This window comes from Methylobacterium sp. ME121 (genome assembly GCF_000974725.1).
Lineage (GTDB): Bacteria > Pseudomonadota > Alphaproteobacteria > Rhizobiales > Beijerinckiaceae > Methylobacterium > Methylobacterium radiotolerans.
The window spans coordinates 134254-152302 of record NZ_BBUX01000001.1 but is presented as its reverse complement, the minus strand read 5'-3'; the positions used below and the strand labels follow the sequence as shown (position 1 = coordinate 152302).

General features: G+C 71.9%; 16 protein-coding genes and 1 pseudogene. 6 read left to right on the top strand and 11 right to left on the bottom strand.

The window, feature by feature from the left end; genetic code table 11:
• The first annotated feature begins 55 nt into the window (after positions 1-55).
• The 6 genes from ME121_RS00745 (at position 56) to ME121_RS00720 (ending at position 6198) form a co-directional block, all read left to right on the top strand.
• Entirely contained in the window at positions 56-1672 is a 1617-nt protein-coding gene (locus ME121_RS00745) for a GMC family oxidoreductase N-terminal domain-containing protein (protein WP_059408276.1), read from the top strand.
• A gap of 130 nt (positions 1673-1802) precedes the next feature.
• Entirely contained in the window at positions 1803-2483 is a 681-nt protein-coding gene (locus tag ME121_RS00740; protein WP_058606473.1) for a Crp/Fnr family transcriptional regulator, read from the top strand.
• 23 nt (positions 2484-2506) lie between these two features.
• Positions 2507-3028 (top strand): FecR domain-containing protein, encoded by a 522-nt coding sequence (locus tag ME121_RS00735; RefSeq protein WP_059407947.1) that lies wholly within the window; start codon positions 2507-2509, stop codon positions 3026-3028.
• Positions 3025-4911, top strand: coding sequence for a CHASE2 domain-containing protein (locus ME121_RS00730; RefSeq protein WP_059407946.1), 1887 nt, complete (start codon positions 3025-3027; stop codon positions 4909-4911). Before ME121_RS00735 ends, ME121_RS00730 begins: the two co-directional genes overlap by 4 nt.
• 116 nt (positions 4912-5027) lie before the next feature.
• Positions 5028-5318, top strand: coding sequence for a hypothetical protein (locus tag ME121_RS00725; RefSeq protein WP_059407941.1), 291 nt, complete (start codon positions 5028-5030; stop codon positions 5316-5318).
• A 151-nt stretch (positions 5319-5469) separates the two neighbouring features.
• Complete coding sequence (locus tag ME121_RS00720) at positions 5470-6198, top strand: response regulator transcription factor (RefSeq protein WP_059407939.1); 729 nt, start codon at positions 5470-5472, stop codon at positions 6196-6198.
• Between the two features lie 161 nt (positions 6199-6359).
• Here ME121_RS00720 and ME121_RS00715 read toward each other — a convergent pair whose 3' ends face one another.
• The 11 genes and pseudogenes from ME121_RS00715 to ME121_RS00665 all read right to left on the bottom strand — a co-directional run bounded on the left by ME121_RS00715 (position 6360) and on the right by ME121_RS00665 (position 17938).
• Complete coding sequence (locus ME121_RS00715; RefSeq protein WP_059407937.1) at positions 6360-7577, bottom strand: ABC transporter substrate-binding protein; 1218 nt, start codon at positions 7575-7577, stop codon at positions 6360-6362.
• Between the two features lie 82 nt (positions 7578-7659).
• Positions 7660-7956: a YciI family protein gene (locus tag ME121_RS00710; RefSeq protein WP_029358483.1), complete on the bottom strand. Its 297-nt coding sequence runs from the start codon at positions 7954-7956 to the stop codon at positions 7660-7662.
• 13 nt (positions 7957-7969) lie between these two features.
• Positions 7970-8254: a muconolactone Delta-isomerase gene (gene catC / locus ME121_RS00705; RefSeq protein WP_029358481.1), complete on the bottom strand. Its 285-nt coding sequence runs from the start codon at positions 8252-8254 to the stop codon at positions 7970-7972.
• Between the two features lie 163 nt (positions 8255-8417).
• The gene (locus ME121_RS00700; protein ID WP_059407935.1) at positions 8418-10052 is read right to left on the bottom strand and encodes a GMC family oxidoreductase; all 1635 of its coding nucleotides are present in this window, start codon (positions 10050-10052) and stop codon (positions 8418-8420) included.
• A gap of 21 nt (positions 10053-10073) precedes the next feature.
• Positions 10074-10883: a shikimate dehydrogenase family protein gene (locus ME121_RS00695; protein ID WP_059407934.1), complete on the bottom strand. Its 810-nt coding sequence runs from the start codon at positions 10881-10883 to the stop codon at positions 10074-10076.
• A 38-nt stretch (positions 10884-10921) separates the two neighbouring features.
• The gene (gene fabG / locus ME121_RS00690; protein WP_059407933.1) at positions 10922-11728 is read right to left on the bottom strand and encodes a 3-oxoacyl-ACP reductase FabG; all 807 of its coding nucleotides are present in this window, start codon (positions 11726-11728) and stop codon (positions 10922-10924) included.
• A 1-nt stretch (position 11729) separates the two neighbouring features.
• A complete protein-coding gene (locus ME121_RS00685) occupies positions 11730-12434 on the bottom strand; it encodes an ABC transporter ATP-binding protein (RefSeq protein WP_043073061.1) in 705 nt (234 codons plus the stop codon).
• Positions 12421-14000, bottom strand: a pseudogene (locus ME121_RS00680) (branched-chain amino acid ABC transporter ATP-binding protein/permease); the annotation flags it as partial. The pseudogene ME121_RS00680 and the gene ME121_RS00685, both read right to left, overlap by 14 nt.
• Positions 14001-14139: 139 nt before the next feature.
• The gene (locus ME121_RS00675; RefSeq protein WP_059407931.1) at positions 14140-15867 is read right to left on the bottom strand and encodes an acetolactate synthase catalytic subunit; all 1728 of its coding nucleotides are present in this window, start codon (positions 15865-15867) and stop codon (positions 14140-14142) included.
• Positions 15867-16883 carry an NAD(P)H-quinone oxidoreductase gene (locus ME121_RS00670; RefSeq protein ID WP_059407929.1) on the bottom strand — a complete coding sequence of 339 codons (1017 nt, stop codon included), beginning with the start codon at positions 16881-16883 and terminating at the stop codon, positions 15867-15869. The genes ME121_RS00675 and ME121_RS00670 overlap by 1 nt, the downstream gene beginning before the upstream one ends.
• A complete protein-coding gene (locus ME121_RS00665; protein WP_059407925.1) occupies positions 16880-17938 on the bottom strand; it encodes a zinc-dependent alcohol dehydrogenase in 1059 nt (352 codons plus the stop codon). The genes ME121_RS00670 and ME121_RS00665 overlap by 4 nt, the downstream gene beginning before the upstream one ends.
• Positions 17939-18049 lie beyond the last annotated feature (111 nt).

Here is an 18049-nt window from a genome sequence, read left to right as displayed (position 1 = left end):
GCCGGCCGAGTGCCGGGCCGATTCCAATCCGCCTCCGACAGGGACCCTCCAGATCATGAGCTCCTCTGACGCCCGAGTCCGGGATGATCTCGCGCGGCGCGCGGCGGAGAATCAGGCCCGGCTGACCGCTGACGTGAAGCCGGTCTACGACTTCGTCGTGTGCGGCGCCGGCGCCTCGGGTTCGGTCGTCGCGCGGCGACTGGCGGAAAACCCCGAAGTGCAGGTGCTCTTGCTGGAGGCGGGCGGCTCGGACGAGGCCGAGTCCGTACTCGATCCGGCGCTCTGGCCCACCAACCTGGGCGGTCCGCGGGACTGGGGCTTCCGCGCGGAGCCGAACGCGCACCTGAACGGCCGCGCGCTCTCCATGGCGATGGGCAAGGGGCTGGGCGGCGGCTCCAGCGTCAACGTGATGGTGTGGGCACGCGGCCACCGGTCTGACTGGGATGCCTTCGCGACCGAAGCGGACGACGCGGCCTGGGGCTACGAGAATGTCCGCGCCATCTATCGACGCATCGAGAACTGGCGCGGTGCCCCTGACCCGGCGCATCGCGGAAGCGACGGTCCGGTCTGGGTGCAGCCGGCGCCCGATCCCAGCCCCGTGGCCCACGCCATGCTCGACGCCGCGCGGGAGTTGGGCATCCCGACCTTCGACAACCCCAACGGCCGCATGATGGAGGGGCCCGGCGGCGCGGCGCTGACCGACATGCTGGTCCGCGGCGGCCGGCGCGTCTCGCTCTACCGCGCCTACGTCCATCCCTGGCTTGACCGGCCGAACCTGACGGTGCTCACGGACGCCCTCGTCCGCCGCGTCACCTTCGACGGTCGCCGCGCGACGGGGGTCGAGTTCGTCCACGCGGGCGCGGTCAGGACGGTCGATGCGCGGGGCGAGGTCGTGCTGTCGATGGGCGCGATCCACACGCCCAAGGTCCTGATGCTCTCGGGGATCGGCGACAGTGACGAACTCGGAGCGCTCGGCATCCCGTCGGTGCAGCATCTGCCCGGCGTCGGGCAGAACCTTCAGGATCACGTATCCTTCGGTTGCACCTGGGAGTACGCCGCGCCGATCGCGCCGCGCAACAGCGGCAGCGAGGCCACCCTGTACTGGACGAGCCGGCCCGACCTCGACGCACCCGATCTGCTGTTCTGCCAGGTCGAGTTCCCGGTTCCGAGCGAGCAGACCGCGGCGCGCGGCGTGCCGGCCCATGGGTGGACCATGTTCGCCGGCCTCGCGCAGCCCGCCAGCCGCGGTCGCCTGCGGCTCCGGAGCGCCGATATGGCGACGCCGCCGGTCATCGAGGCAAACTTCCTGTCCCACCCGGCCGACGTGACCGCGGCCGCGGCCTGCGTCGACCTCTGCCGCGCCCTCGGCAACGCGCGGGCGTTCCGGCCCTACGTGCGCGCCGAGTCGATGCCGGGCCCGCTGTCGGGCGCGGCGATGGCGGATTACATCCGCGATGCCGCCGTCACTTACTGGCACCAGAGCTGCACCGCCAGGATGGGCCGCGACGCGATGGCGGTCGTGGACGGCGCGCTCAAGGTCTACGGCATCGACGGACTCCGGGTCGCCGACGCCTCGATCCTGCCCCGCGTGACCACCGGCAACACGCAGGCGCCGTGCGCGGTGATCGGCGAACGGGCCGCGGAGATCCTGAAGCGGGCGCACGGCCTGTAACAATCGTCGCTGCGACGAGCCCGCTTGCGGGCTCTATCCATGATCATCCTCCGCTCCCGCGGTGCAAGCCTTGCTAATCGCGCCCCGAAACGCGCATAAGCTCCGGCTCGACGGCCGGAGAGATGCAGTCGTGAGCACGCCGCACACGCTCATTCGGTTCCTGAAGGCCAACGCGTTCTTCGCTGAGCTTGGTCCGGAAGCGATCGAGACCATCGCCGGCCTGTGCACGACGCGCAGCCTCGCGCGCCACGAGATCCTCTTCCAGAAGGGCGATCCGGGCGACGCCCTCTACGCGGTGCGGCGCGGGCAGATCCGCATCGGGGCCGGCTCCGACGACGGGCGCGCGGTCACCCTCAACCTGCTCGGGCCGGGCGACGTCTTCGGCGAGATCGCCTTCCTCGACGGCCATCCGCGGACCGCCGAGGCCGTGGCCCTCGAGCCGGCCGACCTCTTCGTCGTGGAGGGGCGGGCCTTTCTCAAGCTCCTCGCCGGGGATCCCGCTCTGGCGGTCCAGATCATCAATCTGCTGTGCCAGCGCCTGCGCTGGATGAGCGCCCGCATGGAGGAGGCGACGCTGCTCCCGCTCGACATCCGCTTGGCCCGGCGCCTGATCATGCTGTCGGAGGATTTCGGCGCCGAGATCCAGGTGACGCAGGAGGAACTCGCGGCGTTCGTCGGCGCGGCCCGGGAGAGCGTCAACCGCGTCCTGCAGGACTGGCGGCGATCGGGCCTGATCGATCTCGGGCGCGCGCGCGTCACCGTTCGGGCCTCGCACCGCCTCGTCGCGCTCGGGGCGCGGGCGCAGACATGATCGGGTCGACAGGGCTTCATCGCATGAGCATCGCAGCGCGCTTGGCGGCCGTCGCCGCCGTCACCCTCGCGGCGTCGAGCGCCGCCGCGCAGACGCGCTGCACGGAGACGACGCGCTTCGATCCGCCCCTGCGGATCCTGCACTGCGCCGACGGCCTGACGCTCGAAGTCGAGCGCGCGGGCAGCCTGCGGCCTGTGGATCCGGACAACGACGGACATCTCAAGGGTGCGGAAATCGGCGGCAACGCGGTCTTCGTGACGATCCCGGCGAGCCGCCGCGTCCGCCGGGACGGCTTCCAGATCCTCACGCCGCACGCGGTCGCCTCGGTGCGGGGCACGGTCTACGCCGTCGACGTGACCCGGGCGCGCACCTCCGTCTTCGTGGCGCAGGGACGGGTCGACGTCGCCAGGCGCGACGCCCCCCAGATCGCCGTCACGCTCGGGCCGGGCGAGGGGGTCGACGTCGATGACGGTCGCGACGCCCTGGAGGTCCGGCGCTGGCCGCAGGAGCGCGTCAGGAGCCTGCTCGAGCGGTTCGGACGTTGAGCGACGCCGGTCGATCGGCGAATACCACGCACGACCGCGCCTTCCGCCGGGCGCGCCTCGCCCTCGTGCTCGCCGCCTCGCTCGGCGCGCTCGCCTGGGGCGCCTGGCTCGGCCAGCTGCATATCGCCGGTCGCGCGACGCCCCTCGACCGTCTGGAATCCGCCCTCACGGACCTGCGCCTGCGGCTCGCGGGCCCGCGCACGCCGCCGGCCGACCTCACGGTCGTGGCGATCGACGACGCGACGGTGCGGCGCGAGGGCGGCTTCCCGGTCTCCCGCACCACGATGGCGCGGATCATCGAGCGGGTGGCGGAGGCGCGCCCGCGCGTGATCGCCGTCGACGTGCTCTTCCTCGACGCGGGACGGCAGCCGGACGCGGACAACGCGCTCGCCGCTGCCCTCGCGAAGACGACGGCGATCCTGGCCTCGGCGGCCGTCTTCGACGGGAACGTCAGCGAGGACGGCATCCCGGTCGCCACCGCGCTCCATCGGCCGACGCCGAAACTCGGCGAGGACGTCGCGTCGGGCGTCGTAAACGTCGCCGAGGACGCGTCCGGCGTGCCCCGCCATCTCCCGCTGGTGGTGCGGACCGCCGACGGCGTCGCCGCGTCCTTCGTGCTGCGGGTTGCGGCCCTGGCGGCGCGGAGCGACCCCGTGCTCAGCAAGGGCCGGGTCGAGCTCGGTGGCCGCGCGCTGCCCCTGGACCTGGGCTACCATCTCCCGCTGCGCCCCTACGGTGCGCGGCGCGCGATCGCCACCGTGAGCGCGAGCGCCCTTCTCGACGGCACGGCGCCGGCCGCGGCGCTCTCGGACGGTATCGTGGTGATCGGCGTCACCGCGCTCGGTGGCGGCGATACCTTCGCCACCGCGTTCGATCCCGTCATGCCCGGCGTCGAGCTCCTCGCGACTGGCATCGCCCACCTCGCCACGGGGGATGGCCTCGTCCGCGATGCCGGCGTGCGGCGGCGCGACGCCGCGGCCGCCGTCCTCCTGGCGGTCGGGGCGGCGCTCGCCATCGCGCTGCTGCCGCCGGGACCCGGCCTGATCCTGGTACTCCTCGCGACGGCCGGTTGGCTCACCGCGGGCGCCGCAGCCTTCGCGCACGGCATCTGGTTCAGCGCCGCCCTGCCGCTCGCGGCGGTAGGAGTGCCGGCACTCGCCTGCGCGGTGGGCCGCCAGACGCTCGAGCGCCGCCAGAGCGCCCGGGTGGCGCGCTCCGAGGAGGTGCTGCGGCGGCTGCAGCCCGCCGCTCTGGCCGAGCGGCTGGCCCGCGACCCGGGCTACCTCGCCGAGCCCGTCGCGCGGGACATTCCCGTGCTGTTCGTCGATCTCACCGGCTTCACGCGCCGGAGCGAGCAACTGGGCCCCGTGCGCACCCGGGCGATGCTCAAGACGTTCCACGATCTCGTGGACGCGGCGGTGACGCTGCGCGGGGGCGTCGTCGTGAACTTCATGGGCGACGGCGCCATGGTCCTGTTCGGCGCGCTCGATCCGGACCCGGAGCAAGCCGTGCACGCCGTCCAGGCCGCGGAGGAGCTCATCGCCCGCACGCGCGCCTGGATCGCGCGCAGCCCGGTCCTGTCCGAGGCCGGGCCGGCCCTCGATCTGCGCATCGGCGCGCATTACGGGCCGGTGATCCTCTCGCGCCTCGGCAGCGACACCAACCAGCACGTCACCGCCACGGGCGACACGGTCAACGTCGCAAGCCGCCTGCTCGCGGTCGCGGCGGACGCCAACGCCCGCCTGGCGCTCAGCGCCGAACTGGCGCTTGCGGCCGGGCTCGACCTGTCGGCGGGGACATTCGAGGGCCGGACCGCGGCCATCCGCGGCCGCAGCCGGCCCCTCGAGGTCTGGCTGAGCCACCCGCGCGCGGCAGAGCCCTAGCCGCATCCCCGAGCGACCGCCGCCAGCGCGCAGGCCCGCGCCGACTCTGTGACCCGGATCACAGTCGACCCTGCTTGGCCGGTTCATCGTCTCCCTATCGCAACGGGAGACTCAGCATGGCGACCACCTCGTTTAAGACCGCGATCCTGGCCGGTCTCGCCCTCGCCGCCTCGGCGACCGTCCCCGGACCTGCCGAAGCGCGCGGGTTCGGACGCGGACGCTTCGGTCACCATGGCGGCTTCCATCACGGCTTCCACCACGGCGGGTTCCACCACGGCTTCCGAGACCGTTTCGGCGGCCGCGGCTGGTGGAGTCCGGCGGGCGGCTACGCGGCGAACAGCGACCTCGGCGACTGCCGCCTGACCGTCAACCTCGTCCGGCGTCGCTTCGGGCGGCTCTGCCGCTGAGCCGCGCCGTCGTCGGAGGACAGGACAGATCGATCGGCCGGCGAAAGCAGACCACGCGCATCCGGCAGCCCCTGGGAGGCCGTACGGCCTCGGGCGGCCTCGGGGCGCTACTCCGCAGATTCGACGACCAAACCCCGGAGGAGCATCGCCCGTGCAGCACCATGGCCTACGCGTTCTGCTCGTCGACGACGACGCGGACGTGCAGCGCGTCGTATGCGGCTACCTCGGCGAGCACGGGGTCGGCGTGGTTCCGGTGACGACCCGGGCCGAGGCGCGCGCGCAGCTCGCGGATCCGTCGCAGTTCGATTTGGCCGTGCTCAACCTCCGCCCGGGCGCGGAGAACGGGCTCGACCTTCTGCGGGATCTGCGGGCGGGGAGCAACCTTCCCGTCATCCTGACCACGGCGCACCGCTGCGAGGAGTTCGATCGCGTGCTCGGCCTCGAACTCGGCGCGGACGACTACATCGTCAAGCCTTACGGCCTGCGCGAACTCTTGGCGCGCGTCCGCGCCGTCCTCCGCCGCGTCGCGGCGCAGGCCGTGTCCCGCCCGGCGGAGGCGCCGTACCGGCGCTTCGACGGCTGGGTCCTCAATCGCCGGCGCCGACGCCTGATCAATCCGGATGGCGTCGAAGTCGTCCTGGGCAAGCGCGAGTACGCGCTCCTGGCGGCGTTCCTCGACGCGCCCCAGCGGCCGCTCAGCCGCGAGTACCTGCTGCAGGTCACGCGCGTCCACGACGACGTGTTCGATCGCTGCATCGACGTGCAGATCCTGCGGTTGCGCCGGAAGATCGAGCGCAGGCCCAGCGACCCGAAGCTAATCCTGACCGAGCGCGGGGTCGGCTACGTCTTCGCCGCCGCGGTCGAGAGCACGTCCCACTAGCGTCGTCCCGATCGCGATGCGCCGCTCTCACGGAACGGGCACACCGGTCGAGACAGCCGCGCCCTGTCGGCTCTCCCGTGGGAGCGAGGGGACCGGCACTGCCGGCGCCGCGATCATCGGCGTCGACCGTCGTCACGGTCCGGGAGGCCGCCGGAGGCGCGTCAGCCCTTCACGAGCTTGCACGTGCTCTCCGAGAGCGGCTGGAACGCTTGGTCGCCCGGGATCGTCTTCAGGATCTTGTAGAAGTCCCACGGCCCCGTCGATTCCGCCGGGGATTTCACCTGGGCGAGGTACATGTCGTGCACGAGGCGGCCGTCCGGCCGCAGCGTGGCGTTCCGGGCGAAGAAGTCCTGGATGGGCAGCGCGCGCATCTCGGCCATCACCTTCAGCCCGTCATCCGTGCCGGCGGCTTCGGCCGCCTTCAGGAAGTGGAGCACCGCCGAATAGTCGCCGGCCTGGACCATGGTCGGCATCCGGCCGCCCATGCGCTCGCCGAAGCGCCGGGCGAAGGCGCGCGTCTGCTCGTCCATGTCCCAGTAGAAGCCCGTCGTCAGGATCATGCCCTGCGCTGCCGACAACCCGACGGAGTAGATGTCGGTCAGGAAGATGTTGAGGCCGCCCAGCCTCTGGCCGCCCTGCAGGATCCCGAATTCGCTCGCCTGCTTGATGGTGTTGATCGTGTCGGCGCCCGCATTGGCCATGCCGATGATCTTCGCGCCCGAGGCCTGCGCCTGGAGCAGGTAGGACGAGAAATCCGGATTGGGGAACGGGTGCTTGACCGACCCGAGTACCGTACCGCCCTTGGCCTTCACGACGCGGGTGACCTGCGCCTCCAGGTCGTGGCCGAAGGTGTAGTCGGCCGTGATGAAGAACCACGTGTTCTTCGTATCATCCGCCAGCGCCGCGGCGGTGCCGGCCGCGAGCGAGTGGGTATCCCAGGACCAGTGGGCGCCGGTCGGCGAGCACGCGGCGTTGGTCAGCGCCATGGAGCCGGCGCCGGAGTTGATGTCGATCTTGCCCTTGCTGCGCGCGACCTCGCGCACCGCCAGCCCCGCGACCGAGGAATTGGTGTCGAAGATCGCGTCAACACCCTCGGTATCGAACCACCGGCGCGCGATCGACGAGGCGATGTCGGCCTTGTTCTGATGATCGGCGAAGATCAGCTCGACCTTTCGACCATTGATCGGGCGGCCGAAATCCTCAACCGCGAGCTGCGCGGCCGTCACGGAGCCGCGGCCGGCCAGGTCCGAGTAGCCGCCGGACATGTCGGTCAGGATGCCGATCTTGATTCCGCCATCCGCGTATTGCGCGGAGGCGGGCAGGGTGGTCAAAGCAGCGGCGCCGAACGCGGCGGCCGCGACCCAGCTGCGACGGATCATTGTATCCTCCCCACTCTTTGGTTCTCGTGCGGCCGCTCCGCGCCGCAGCGCTTCTTCTCTCCGGAAACGCGCTCCGCCGATCTCAGAGATAGCTGCGGCCGTCGAGGTAGGCCTTGCGCCAGCGCCGGATCTCGACGCGCTCGAAGAGACCGATCCTGTAGAACGGGTCTGCCTGGATGAGCGCCTCGGCCTCCGCGCGGGTCTCGACATCGACGACGTACAGGCCGCCGCCGGCGTCGCTGCCATCGTCGTTCAGCTTCGCGCCGCAGGCCAGAAGCCGGGCCTTGATCCGGTCGAGGTAGACAAGATGCTCCGCGCGGTTCGCCCTGCGGACGTCCAGGCTCCCGGGCCTGTCGAAGGTCTCGATCATGTAGGGCATGACGATCGTCCCGTCAGTTGGTCGCGATGGCGGAGGGATGCTGCGCCAGCGGCGTCACGCTGATCGCCATGTACGGGTAGAGCGGCAGCGAGCTCAGGATCTGGTGGAGCTCGTCGTTTCCCGCAACGTCGAAGACACTGTAATTGGCGTACTGCCCGGCGATGCGCCAGAGATGCCGCCATCTGCCATCTTGCTGGAGCTTCTGGGCGTAGGCCTTCTCCTCGGCCTTCAGGCGATCCGCCTCCGATTTCGGCAGGGACGCCGGAATGTTGACCTGCATGTGGACCATGTAGAGCATGACGTCGATCCTTTGCCGCCGGTCTTGGCGAGCACGCCCGCGGTGAGACCTCGTGCGCCGTACAGTGCCGGTCGAGGCCGAGACACGGCCGGGACCGGCGCAGTACGGCCGAGGTTGGCGCGAACCTGCCGTACGCGCCGCGGCGCCCGATGGCCAGACCGCATCAGGCATCGGCCCGAATCAGGTCGGCGGCCTTCTCGGCGATCATGAACACCGCGGCCTGCGTGTTGCCGGAGACGATCCGCGGCATGATCGAGGCGTCCGCCACCCGGAGGCCGGCCACGCCGCGCACGCGCAGGTTAGGATCCGTCACGGAACCCGGATCGCCGCCCATGCGGCACGTGCCGCAGATGTGGTAGATCGTCTGGCCGTCGCGGCGGGCGAAATCGAGCCAGTCCGCGTCGGTCCGGCAGTCCGGCCCCGGATTGAGCTCGGCCCCGCGAAAGCGCTCCATCGGCGCCTGCGCGACGACGGTGCGCGCGATCTTCATGCCCTCGACCATCGCCCGGCGATCCTCCTCGGTGGCGAGGAAGTTCGGGCGGATGGCGGGCGGCTCGAGCGGGTCGGGCGACGCCGCGTGGATCGTCCCGCGCGATTCCGGTCGCAGCTGCGTGACGCCGATGGTCATGCCGGGCAGGCGGTCGAGCTTGCGCTCGGCGGCGTTGGCGTAGCTCGCGTGCATGAAGAAGTACTGCACGTCGGGCCCGTCGAGCCCCGGCCGGGTGCGCACGAACCCGTGGGCGAGGCCGGTCCCCAGCGCCAGGATACCCTGCCGCGTCGCGAGGTAGCGCGCCGCGGCGACGCCGAGGCGCAGGCCGCGGGTTTGCTCGTTCAGCGTCACCGGCAGGCGCACGCGCCAGTTCATGCGCGTGCAGTAATGGTCCATGTAGTTGGCGCCGACGGCGGGGAGCGCGCGCCGCACCGCCACGCCGAGGCCGGCGAGGATCGACGGGTCGCCGAGGCCGGACAGTTCCAGGATCTGCGGGGTCTGCGCCGCCCCTGCGGCGAGGATCACCTCCCCGCGGCAGCGGAACAGCCGCTCGCGGCCGCCGACCAGAGCGGCGACGCCGCTCGCCCGATCCCTGTCGAAGGTGAGTCGCAGGACGTGCGCGTCCGTCACGACGGCGAGGTTCGGACAGGCGAGGGCCGGCCGCAGATAGGCGTCGGCGGCGCTGACCCGCCGCCCGCGACGCTGGTTCACTTGGTAGTAGCCGAAGCCGTCCTGACTCGCCGCGTTGTAGTCGGGGTTGCGCGGATGCCCAGCCGCCCGCGCGGCGGCGATGAAGGCCTCGGCGATCGCCGGCCGCTCGGCGACTTCCGTGATCGGCAGCGGTCCGCCGCGGGCCCGCAGGGGGTCGGGCGCCCCGTCGTAATCCTCGAGCCTGCGGAAGTAGGGCAGCACGTCCGCGAAGCCCCATCCGCGGCAGCCGGCCTTCGCCCAGGCGTCGTAGTCCTGCGGCTGCCCGCGCACGTAGATCATGCCGTTGATGAGGGTCGACCCGCCGAGGCCCTTGCCCCGCGGAACCGCGATCACCCGGCCGCCGGTCGCCTCCTCGGGCTCGGTCCGGAAGCGCCAGTTGTAGGAGGGGTGCTGGAGCAGGCGGCTGAACCCGGCCGGGATCGAGACCCAGGGGCTGCGCGCCCGCCCCCCAGCCTCGAGGAGCAGCACCCGGCGTGTCCCGGACTCGGTCAGCCGGTTGGCCAGGACGCAGCCCGCGGTGCCGCCGCCCACGATCACGTAGTCGAAGACGCCCGCCGCGACGACGTCGATGTCGGTCGATCCCACGGTGCGCGCCATGCTCAGTCCTCGGATCCAGCCTCAGAGGGCGCCCATGTGGCGGGCCATGAGGGCGATCTGGCACTCCAGCATCGGTAGCCCCCTCTGAATGCGGCAGCCGGCCGCCAGCGCCGCGGCGAGGAGCGGCGTGGTCTCCGGATCCATGATCGCCTCGGCGACGAACTGGCCGGCTTGGAGGGCGGTCAGATCGAAGGGGGCGGCGTCCTGCGGGCGCATGCCGAGCGACGTGCCGTTGACGAGGAGGTCGTGCTCCGCCTGGGTGCCCTCCGCGGCGATCGCGAGGCTAGGGTAGGCGGCGCGCAGGCGCGCCGCCAGCGCCTCGGCGCGGTCGGCGGTGCGGTTAAGGATGGTCAGGCGCGCCACGCCCACCGCCGCAAGCGCGAAGGCGATGGCGCTCGCCGCGCCGCCGGCCCCCGCGAGGGCAACATTTCGGCCGCGCGGTTCCAGGCCGGAGACGCGCAGCGCCTCGACGAATCCGATCCCGTCCAGCATCGTGCCGATCATGCGCCCGTCCGCATCCCGTCGGACGCAGTTGACGGCCCCGATCTGCTCGGCCTCGCGGGTGAGCGCGTCGCACAGGCCGGTCGTCGCCGTCTTGTGCGGGACCGTGGCGATGAAGCCGCCGAAATTGCGCAGGTGCCTGAGCCCGTCCACCACCGCGGCCAGGCCGTCCGCCGTCACGTGCAGCGGGACGAGGACGCCGTCCACGCCGTGACGGGCGAAGAGTGCCCCCATCACCTCGGGCGCCTTCACGTGGTAGATCGGATCCGCCAGGATCCCGTAGACCCGCGTCCGTCCCGTGATCCCGGCCGCCGTGAGCGCGCTGTTCATGGCCGTCCTCCCGTCCATCTGTCCTGACCGGCTCCGGCTCACGTCATGTAGAGGCCGCCGGCGACATCGACGGTCTGTCCGGTGACGAAGCTGGCCTCGGCGGAGGTCAGATAGAGGGCGAGATCCGCGACCTCCTCGGGGGCGCCGAGGCGGCCCATCGGGGTCAGGCGAACCTGCTCGTCGTTGACGGCGCGGCCCACCGCTCGGACCATCGGGGTCTCGATCCGACCCGGCGCGATCGCGTTGACGCGGATGCCGAACGGGCCGAGCTCCGCCGCGAGGTGCTTGGTGAGACCGATCAGCCCGGCCTTCGACGCCGCGTAGTGGCAGGCGACGATCGGCGAGTGAGTCTTGCCCGCCACCGACGACATGTTGACGATCCAGCCGCGCCCGGCCGCGCACATCGCCGGCGTCAGCGCGCGGACGGTGTTGAACGCCCCCGTCAGGTTGACCGCGACGACGCGGTTCCACTCCGCCGGATCCATCTCCCAAACCCGGTGGGCCGCCCCGTCGTGCTTCAGCGAGATGCCGGCATTGTTGATGACCGTATCGAAGGCGCCGCCCATCGCGGCGGCGGCCTCCGACACGGCCGTCTCGACTGCCGCATAGTCGGCGACGTCGAGCTGCAGCGGCAGGGCGCGGCCACCCGCCGCCTCGATGGCCGCGACCGTCGAGGCAACGTCGTCCGAGTTCACGTCGGCGACGCCCACCAGGGCTCCGCGCGAACCGAATCCCTCCGCGATCGCCCGGCCGATCCCGCGGCCAGCCCCCGTGACGAGGACGCGCCGGCCGGCGTGGCTCGGGCGCCGCGCGATCGCCTCGGGATTGGTCTGCCGCTCGGTCATCTCAGATCCCCAGATAGGCGCGGCGGACGTGGTCGTTGTCGAGCAGGGCCGCGGACGCGTCGGCGAGGACGATCTCGCCGTTCTCCAGCACGTAGCCCCGGTCGGCGACCTGCAGCGTGTGGAACACGTTCTGCTCGACGATCAGCACGGTGGCGCCGGTCCTCGCGATCCGGTCGACCACCGCGAAGACCTGCGCCACCACGATCGGCGCGAGGCCGAGGGAGGGCTCGTCGAACATCAGGAGCTTGGGCCGCGCCATCATCCCGCGGGCGATGGCCACCATCTGCTGCTCGCCCCCGGACAGGGAGCCGGCGTTCTGGTCGAGGCGCTCGCGCACCTGCGGGAACAGGTCCAGGACGTCCGCGAGCGTCTCCGACTGGCGCTCGCGCGCGGCGCGGCGGTAGGCGCCCATCAGCAGGTTCTCCCGCACCGTCATCTCGGGGAAGAGCTGGCGCCCCTCCGGGATCAGGGTGACGCCCCGCGCCACCATCTCGTGGCCTGAGAGCCGGGTGACGTCCTCATCCTCGAACAGGATCCGGCCGCGCGTCGGCGTCACGAAGCCCGCGATGGTCCGCAGCGTCGTCGTCTTGCCGGCACCGTTGGCGCCGACGATCGTCACCACCTCGCCGGCGCGCACCTCCAGCGAGGCGGCGTGCAGGATGCTGGTCGCGCCGTAGCCGGCATCCACGCGCTCAAGCGTGAGCATGGGCGAACTCCTTGCCGCGATAAGCCTCGATCACGGCCGGGTCGCGGACCACGTCCTGCGGGCTTCCCTGGGCGATGATCTGCCCGGAACACAGGACGATCACCCGGTCGGAGAGCGCCATCACCGCCTGCATGACGTGCTCGATCGCGAAGATGCTGACGCCGGTATCGCGGATCGACAGCATCAGATCGATGGCGCGGCGCACGTCGATCTGATTGATGCCGGCCATCACCTCGTCGAGGAGCAGCACGCGCGGGCGCATCGCCATCACGCGGGCGACCTCGAGCCGCTTGAGGCCGCCGATGGTGAGACCGCGCGCCTCGCTTCCGAGCCACGGCGCGAGCCCCATTCGCTCGGCGGTCTCGCGCGCGACCGCCCGCGCTTCGCGGACGTCGCGGTGGCGTGGAAGGCGCCGACCATGATGTTCTCCTCGACCGTCATGGCGGCGAAGGGCTGCACGATCTGGAAGGTGCGGCCGACGCCGAGCGTCGCGAAATCCGCCGGTTGGCCCGGATGCTGCCACGTCCCGTCCGGCGCGCGCACGCTCACCGTTCCGGCGTCGGGCTTGAGGAAGCCCGAGATCATGTTGAAGAGGGTGGTCTTGCCGGCCCCGTTCGGGCCGATCAGATTCAGGATCTCGCCCTCCCGGAGGGTGAAGCCGACGTCGTTGGTGACGTGCAGGCCGCCGAAGCGCTTCTGAAGGCCCTCGACCCGGAGGACGGCCTCGTCGACCGGCGGCCGTTCCGCGGCGCGCGGCGCGGCCGGAACAGCACCGGCCTTCACGCCGCGACCGCCGGCGCCGGACCGCGCGAAGCGGGTGACGAGCCCCATCAGGCCGTTGGGCAGGAACAGGACGACGAGCACCAGCACAAGGCCGTAGACGAGGCCGTGCAGCCCCAGGGCCTTCGCGCCGAGCAGCGGCCCGAACACCGTGCCGAGGCCGCCGATCAGCGCGAACATCGCAATCTGGATCGACAGGGTCAGCGAGAACATCGCCGCCGGCTCGATGAAGGTCAGGTACATGGCGTGGAAGGTGCCGACCATGGCGGTGAGCGCCCCCGACACGGTCACGGCGATGAGCCGCACGCGCACCGTGCGCACGCCCGCCGCGCGGGCGGCCGATTCCCGCTCGCGGGTCGCGACGAGGTAGAAGCCGATCCGGTGCGCCCGCATCCACCACGCGACCGCGAGTGTCAGCAGCAGGAGCCCGAAGGCGATGGCCAGCGGTGGCCAGCGATCGCGGAACATCATCCAGGCCCAGCCGAACTTCAGCGGGATCATCAGCCCCGTGGCACCCCCAGACAGGTCCCGGAGATGGAGGGCCAGCACGCGGAAAACTTCGAGGAAGGCGATCGTCGCCAGCGAGAAGGACGGTCCGTGCAGCCGGAAGCACGGGAAGCTGATCGCCAGCGCCACTAGCACGGCGAGTGCGGCGCCGGCCACGATGCCGATCCACGGGCTGATCCCGGCACCGACGAGCAGCATGCCGCAATAGGCGCCGAGGCCGTAGAAGATGCCTTGGCCGAGGGAGAGCTGGCCGGCGTAGCCGCCGACGATGTTCCAGGCGTCTCGGCCGTCGCCTGGGCCGCGGCGCCCAGCTCGAGGGCGGCGGCGAGTGCACGCGCCAGAACTCTCATCGTTTCCTCCCGTGTCAGTCGTCGGCCCGGCGCTTCGTGCGCCTTCTCGTTGGGGCCAGTCGGCGGCGTCAGTAGGCGAGGGCGTCCTTGCCCTCGAAGCTGGTGATCGGCGGGTAGGCGCGCTGGTCGGTGATCACGTCGATCACCGTGACGGCGTTGTTCGCGAGTGCGTCGCGCAGCGCCGGCGCGAGATCTCCGGGGCGCTCGACGCGGGTCCCGGCGCAGCCGCAGGCGCGGGCGATCGCGGCATGGTCCACCGCCTCAAAGTCGCAGACGTCGGTGAAGTCGCCGAACAGGCTCAGCTCCGCGTGCTTCTGGTAGCCGAGGATCTGGTTGTTCAGGACGACGACGATGACCGGCAGCCGCATGCGCCGCGCCGTCTCCAGCTCCGACCAGACGTGGCCGAAGCCGCCGTCGCCGGTCACGCAGATCACGGGCGCGTCCGGGCGAGCGACCTTGGCGCCGAGGGCGAAGGGCAGGCCCCATCCGAGTCCGGCGATGCCGCGCGGGGTGAGGAAGCGCTGGCCGGCCCTCCGCGCCGTGAGGAAGTTGGCGATCCAGATCGAGGCGTAGCTCGCGTCGGCGACGACGACGGTCTCGGGCGTCGTCACCGCGTCGATCTCGGCCATGATCCGCTCGGGTCGGATCGGGGTGGCCTCCATGTCGACGAGGCGGGCCATGTCGCCGGCCTGGGCCTCGCGGGCGCGGGCGATGGTGTCGGCGAGCGCCGCGCGGCGGCCTTTCAGACCGGACAGGTCGCGTTGCCGAAGGACCTCGGCGAGGGAAGCGAGGGTCAGCTTGGCATCGCCAACGAGGCGGAGGGACTCGTAATTGCGGCCGACCTCGCCCCCGTCCACGTCGAGATGGATGAATCGGGCGCCTGCCGGGTAGAGCGACCAGCTGTCGGTGCCGTTCTGATTGGTGCGGTTGCCCACGAGGAGGACGACGTCGGCCTCCGTGACGAGCGCGCGCAGGTGGGACGAGCGCGCCCGCGGCGCCATGAAGTAGCCGACGACGCCGACGGAGAGCGGGTCGGTCTCGGCGACGGCGCCCTTGCCCATCACCGTGGTGGCGACCGGCAGTCCGAGGCTCTGCAGCGCGCCGAGTTCCGAATAGGCGCCGGAGGAATGGACACCGCCGCCCGCGATCACGAGGGGGCGCCGCGCCCCGGCGATCAGGTCCGCGGCCTCCGCGATCCCGGCCGGGTCGGCGACCGTGCGGTCGAGGGGGAAGGTGCCGAGGCTGGCCGCTCGGCGCGGTGCCGAGGCCTCGAAATCCGGCCGCTCGTCGAGCAGGTCCAGGGGCACCAGCAGCACCGCCGGACCGGGCCGCCCGGAGGCCGCGGCCGCGAAGGCCATGTCGACGTAGTCGTCGATGCGCTCGGCGACCGCGACCCGGCGGACCCACTTGGCGACGCCCGCGAACAGGGCGAGGTGATCGAGTTCCTGGAAGGCGTTCCGGTCCGTGAATTGCCGGTGAACGTCTTGGACGATGGCCAACACCGGTACGGATGCCTTCAGCGCTTCCGCGAGGCCCGGCACCAGCAGGGTGGCGGCGGGACCGTTCTGGGCGGCGACCACCGCCACCCGGCCCGAGATCCGCGCGTAGGCGTCGGCCATCGCGGCGCCGGCATTCTCGGTGCGGTAGCCGATCTGGCGGATGCCGTGATGCGGGGCGGCCAGGAACAGCGCCGACGGGATGCTCTGGCCGAACACGTCGCGGACCCCGTGCCGGTGGAGCGCCGCGGCCAGGGCGTGGGCGCCGGTCATGTTGGCGCGGTCGGACATCTCGGACATCAGCGGCTCCCCCGCGCGGCGTCACCCATCGACAGGACGATCTTCCCGATATGCTGGCCCCCATCCATGCGGGCATGGGCTTCAGCCACCCGGTCGAACGGGAACACGGAATCGATCGGCGGCCGCGCGCGCCCGGCCGCGAGCAGCGGCAGGACGTGCTCCGCGAGGGCCTCGGCCAGGCGGGCCTTCAGGGCGACCGGGCGAGCCCGCAGCGTCGAGCCCGTCAGCGTCACCCGCTTCGTCAGGAGCGGCTGGAGATCGATCTCCGTCACCCGCGAGCCCTGCTGGAAGGCGATCTGGGCGATGCGCCCGTCGATCGCCACGGCCTCGAGGTTGCGGCTGATGTAGGGGCCGCCGACCATGTCGAGGATCACGTCGGGCCCGCCCCCGTCGGTGGCGGCCCGGGCCGCGGCGACGAAATCCTCCCGCCGATAGTCGATCGCGGCGTCCGCGCCGAGTTTGAGGCAGGCCGCGCATTTCTCGGACGAGCCCGCGGTCACGATCACGCGGGCGCCCCAGGCCTTCGCCAGCAGGATCGCGGTGGTGCCGATCCCCGAGGCGCCGCCGTGGATCAGCAGGCTCTCGCCCGCCCTTAGCCGGGCACGCTCGAACACGTTGCTCCAGACGGTGAAGTAGGTCTCGGGTATCGCCCCCGCCTCGATCGCCGGCAGGCCGTCCGGCACCTTCAGCGCGACCCCCTCGTCGACGACGGCCCATTCGGCATAGGCGCCGCTATGGACCAGCGCCATCACCCGATCACCGGGTCGGAAGCGCCCGGCACCGGGTCCGAGCGCCTCCACGATGCCGGCGAGTTCGAGCCCCAGCACGTCGGAGGCGCCGGGCGGCGGCGGGTAGCGGCCCTCGCGCTGCATCACGTCCGGCCGGTTGATGCCCGCGGCCTCGACCCGCACGAGCAGTTGCCCCTCGCCCGGCTCGGGGCGCGGTCGCTCGGCGATCCGGAGGACCTCGGGCCCGCCCTGCCCGGCGGCGATCACGGCTCGCATCGTGGTGCTCATCGCTCGGCCCCCTGGCTCCCCGCCGCTTCGGGAAGAAGCAGCACCTTCATGGCCTGCCGGCTCCGCGCCAGATCGAACGCCGCCCAGGCTTCCGCGAGGGGACGACGGTGCGTGATCAGCGCCTCCAGCGTCCCGGCATGGTCCGCGAGGAGCGCGATCGCGGCGTCGAAGGCGCGCGCCGTCGTGTCGTGGGCCGCGCGCAGCTGCTTCTTGCTGCGCACGAAACCCGTCAGGTCGAGGTCGAGGGATCCGGAGTGGATGCCGGCCACCACCATCACGCCGCCGGAACGCAGCACGCCCATCCCGTCGACCACCGATCGGGCGGATCCCGTCGCCTCGATCACCCGGTCAGCCTCCCCGTCGAAGGTGCGCCGAACGGCGTCGTCCAGGCCGACGCCGGCGAGATCGGCCGTCGCGCGGATGCCGATCCGGCGAGCGAGGTCGAGGCGCGCGGTGTCGTCGAGACCGGCGAGCAGCACGTCCGCGCCCCGATGCTGCGCCACGAAGGCGATGCAGAGGCCGATCGGGCCCGGGCCGAGCACCGCCACGCGGTCGCCCGTCCCGACCTCCGCCACGTCCACCGCGTTGACCGCGACCGCCAGCGGCTCGGCCAGCGTCGCGACGGCCAGCGGCATCCCTTCGGGCAGGCGGCGGCAATTATCGGCCGGAACGACGACCTGCTCGGCGAAGGCCCCGTCCGCGTGCAGGCCGACGACTCGCCTTCCCTGGCAATCCTGCGGCCGCTCGGCCGCGCAGGCCGCGCAGCCGCCGCACGGCACTGTCGGCCAGCAGGTGACCCGGTCGCCGACGGCGAGCCCGGTCACGCCGTCTCCCACGGCGCGGACCGTCCCGGCGAACTCGTGGCCGAGGGTGACCGGCATGAAGGGGATCATGAACCCGTAGCCGGGGGTCCACTCGTAGGCGTGGATGTCGCTGCCGCAGATGCCGGCCGCGGCGACCGTGACGGTCACGCGGCCAGCCCCCGGAGCGGTGGGCGCATCGACGTGGACGAGGTCAGCCCCGAAGTCGGCCGTCGCCTTGCGCAACGCGAGCATTTCCGTCCCCTGTCTCCCGCCGAGCCTCTCGGCCCGGCGGCATGCCCAACGACGCGTGCCGTCGACGCACTTCGTAATTTGTTATAACAAACATCGGACCAAGGGGAGGAA

Excerpts from the sequence above, each read along its gene's own strand:
- ME121_RS00745 (WP_059408276.1), top strand. The coding sequence starts at position 56 with ATGAGCTCCTCTGACGCCCGAGTCCGGGATGATCTCGCGCGGCGCGCG.
- ME121_RS00735 (WP_059407947.1), top strand. The coding sequence starts at position 2,507 with ATGAGCATCGCAGCGCGCTTGGCGGCCGTCGCCGCCGTCACCCTCGCG.
- ME121_RS00725 (WP_059407941.1), top strand. The coding sequence starts at position 5,028 with ATGGCGACCACCTCGTTTAAGACCGCGATCCTGGCCGGTCTCGCCCTC.
- ME121_RS00715 (WP_059407937.1), bottom strand. The coding sequence starts at position 7,577 with ATGATCCGTCGCAGCTGGGTCGCGGCCGCCGCGTTCGGCGCCGCTGCT.
- ME121_RS00710 (WP_029358483.1), bottom strand. The coding sequence starts at position 7,956 with ATGCCCTACATGATCGAGACCTTCGACAGGCCCGGGAGCCTGGACGTC.
- catC (WP_029358481.1), bottom strand. The coding sequence starts at position 8,254 with ATGCTCTACATGGTCCACATGCAGGTCAACATTCCGGCGTCCCTGCCG.
- ME121_RS00700 (WP_059407935.1), bottom strand. The coding sequence starts at position 10,052 with ATGGCGCGCACCGTGGGATCGACCGACATCGACGTCGTCGCGGCGGGC.
- ME121_RS00695 (WP_059407934.1), bottom strand. The coding sequence starts at position 10,883 with ATGAACAGCGCGCTCACGGCGGCCGGGATCACGGGACGGACGCGGGTC.
- fabG (WP_059407933.1), bottom strand. The coding sequence starts at position 11,728 with ATGACCGAGCGGCAGACCAATCCCGAGGCGATCGCGCGGCGCCCGAGC.
- ME121_RS00685 (WP_043073061.1), bottom strand. The coding sequence starts at position 12,434 with ATGCTCACGCTTGAGCGCGTGGATGCCGGCTACGGCGCGACCAGCATC.
- ME121_RS00675 (WP_059407931.1), bottom strand. The coding sequence starts at position 15,867 with ATGTCCGAGATGTCCGACCGCGCCAACATGACCGGCGCCCACGCCCTG.
- ME121_RS00670 (WP_059407929.1), bottom strand. The coding sequence starts at position 16,883 with ATGAGCACCACGATGCGAGCCGTGATCGCCGCCGGGCAGGGCGGGCCC.
- ME121_RS00665 (WP_059407925.1), bottom strand. The coding sequence starts at position 17,938 with ATGCTCGCGTTGCGCAAGGCGACGGCCGACTTCGGGGCTGACCTCGTC.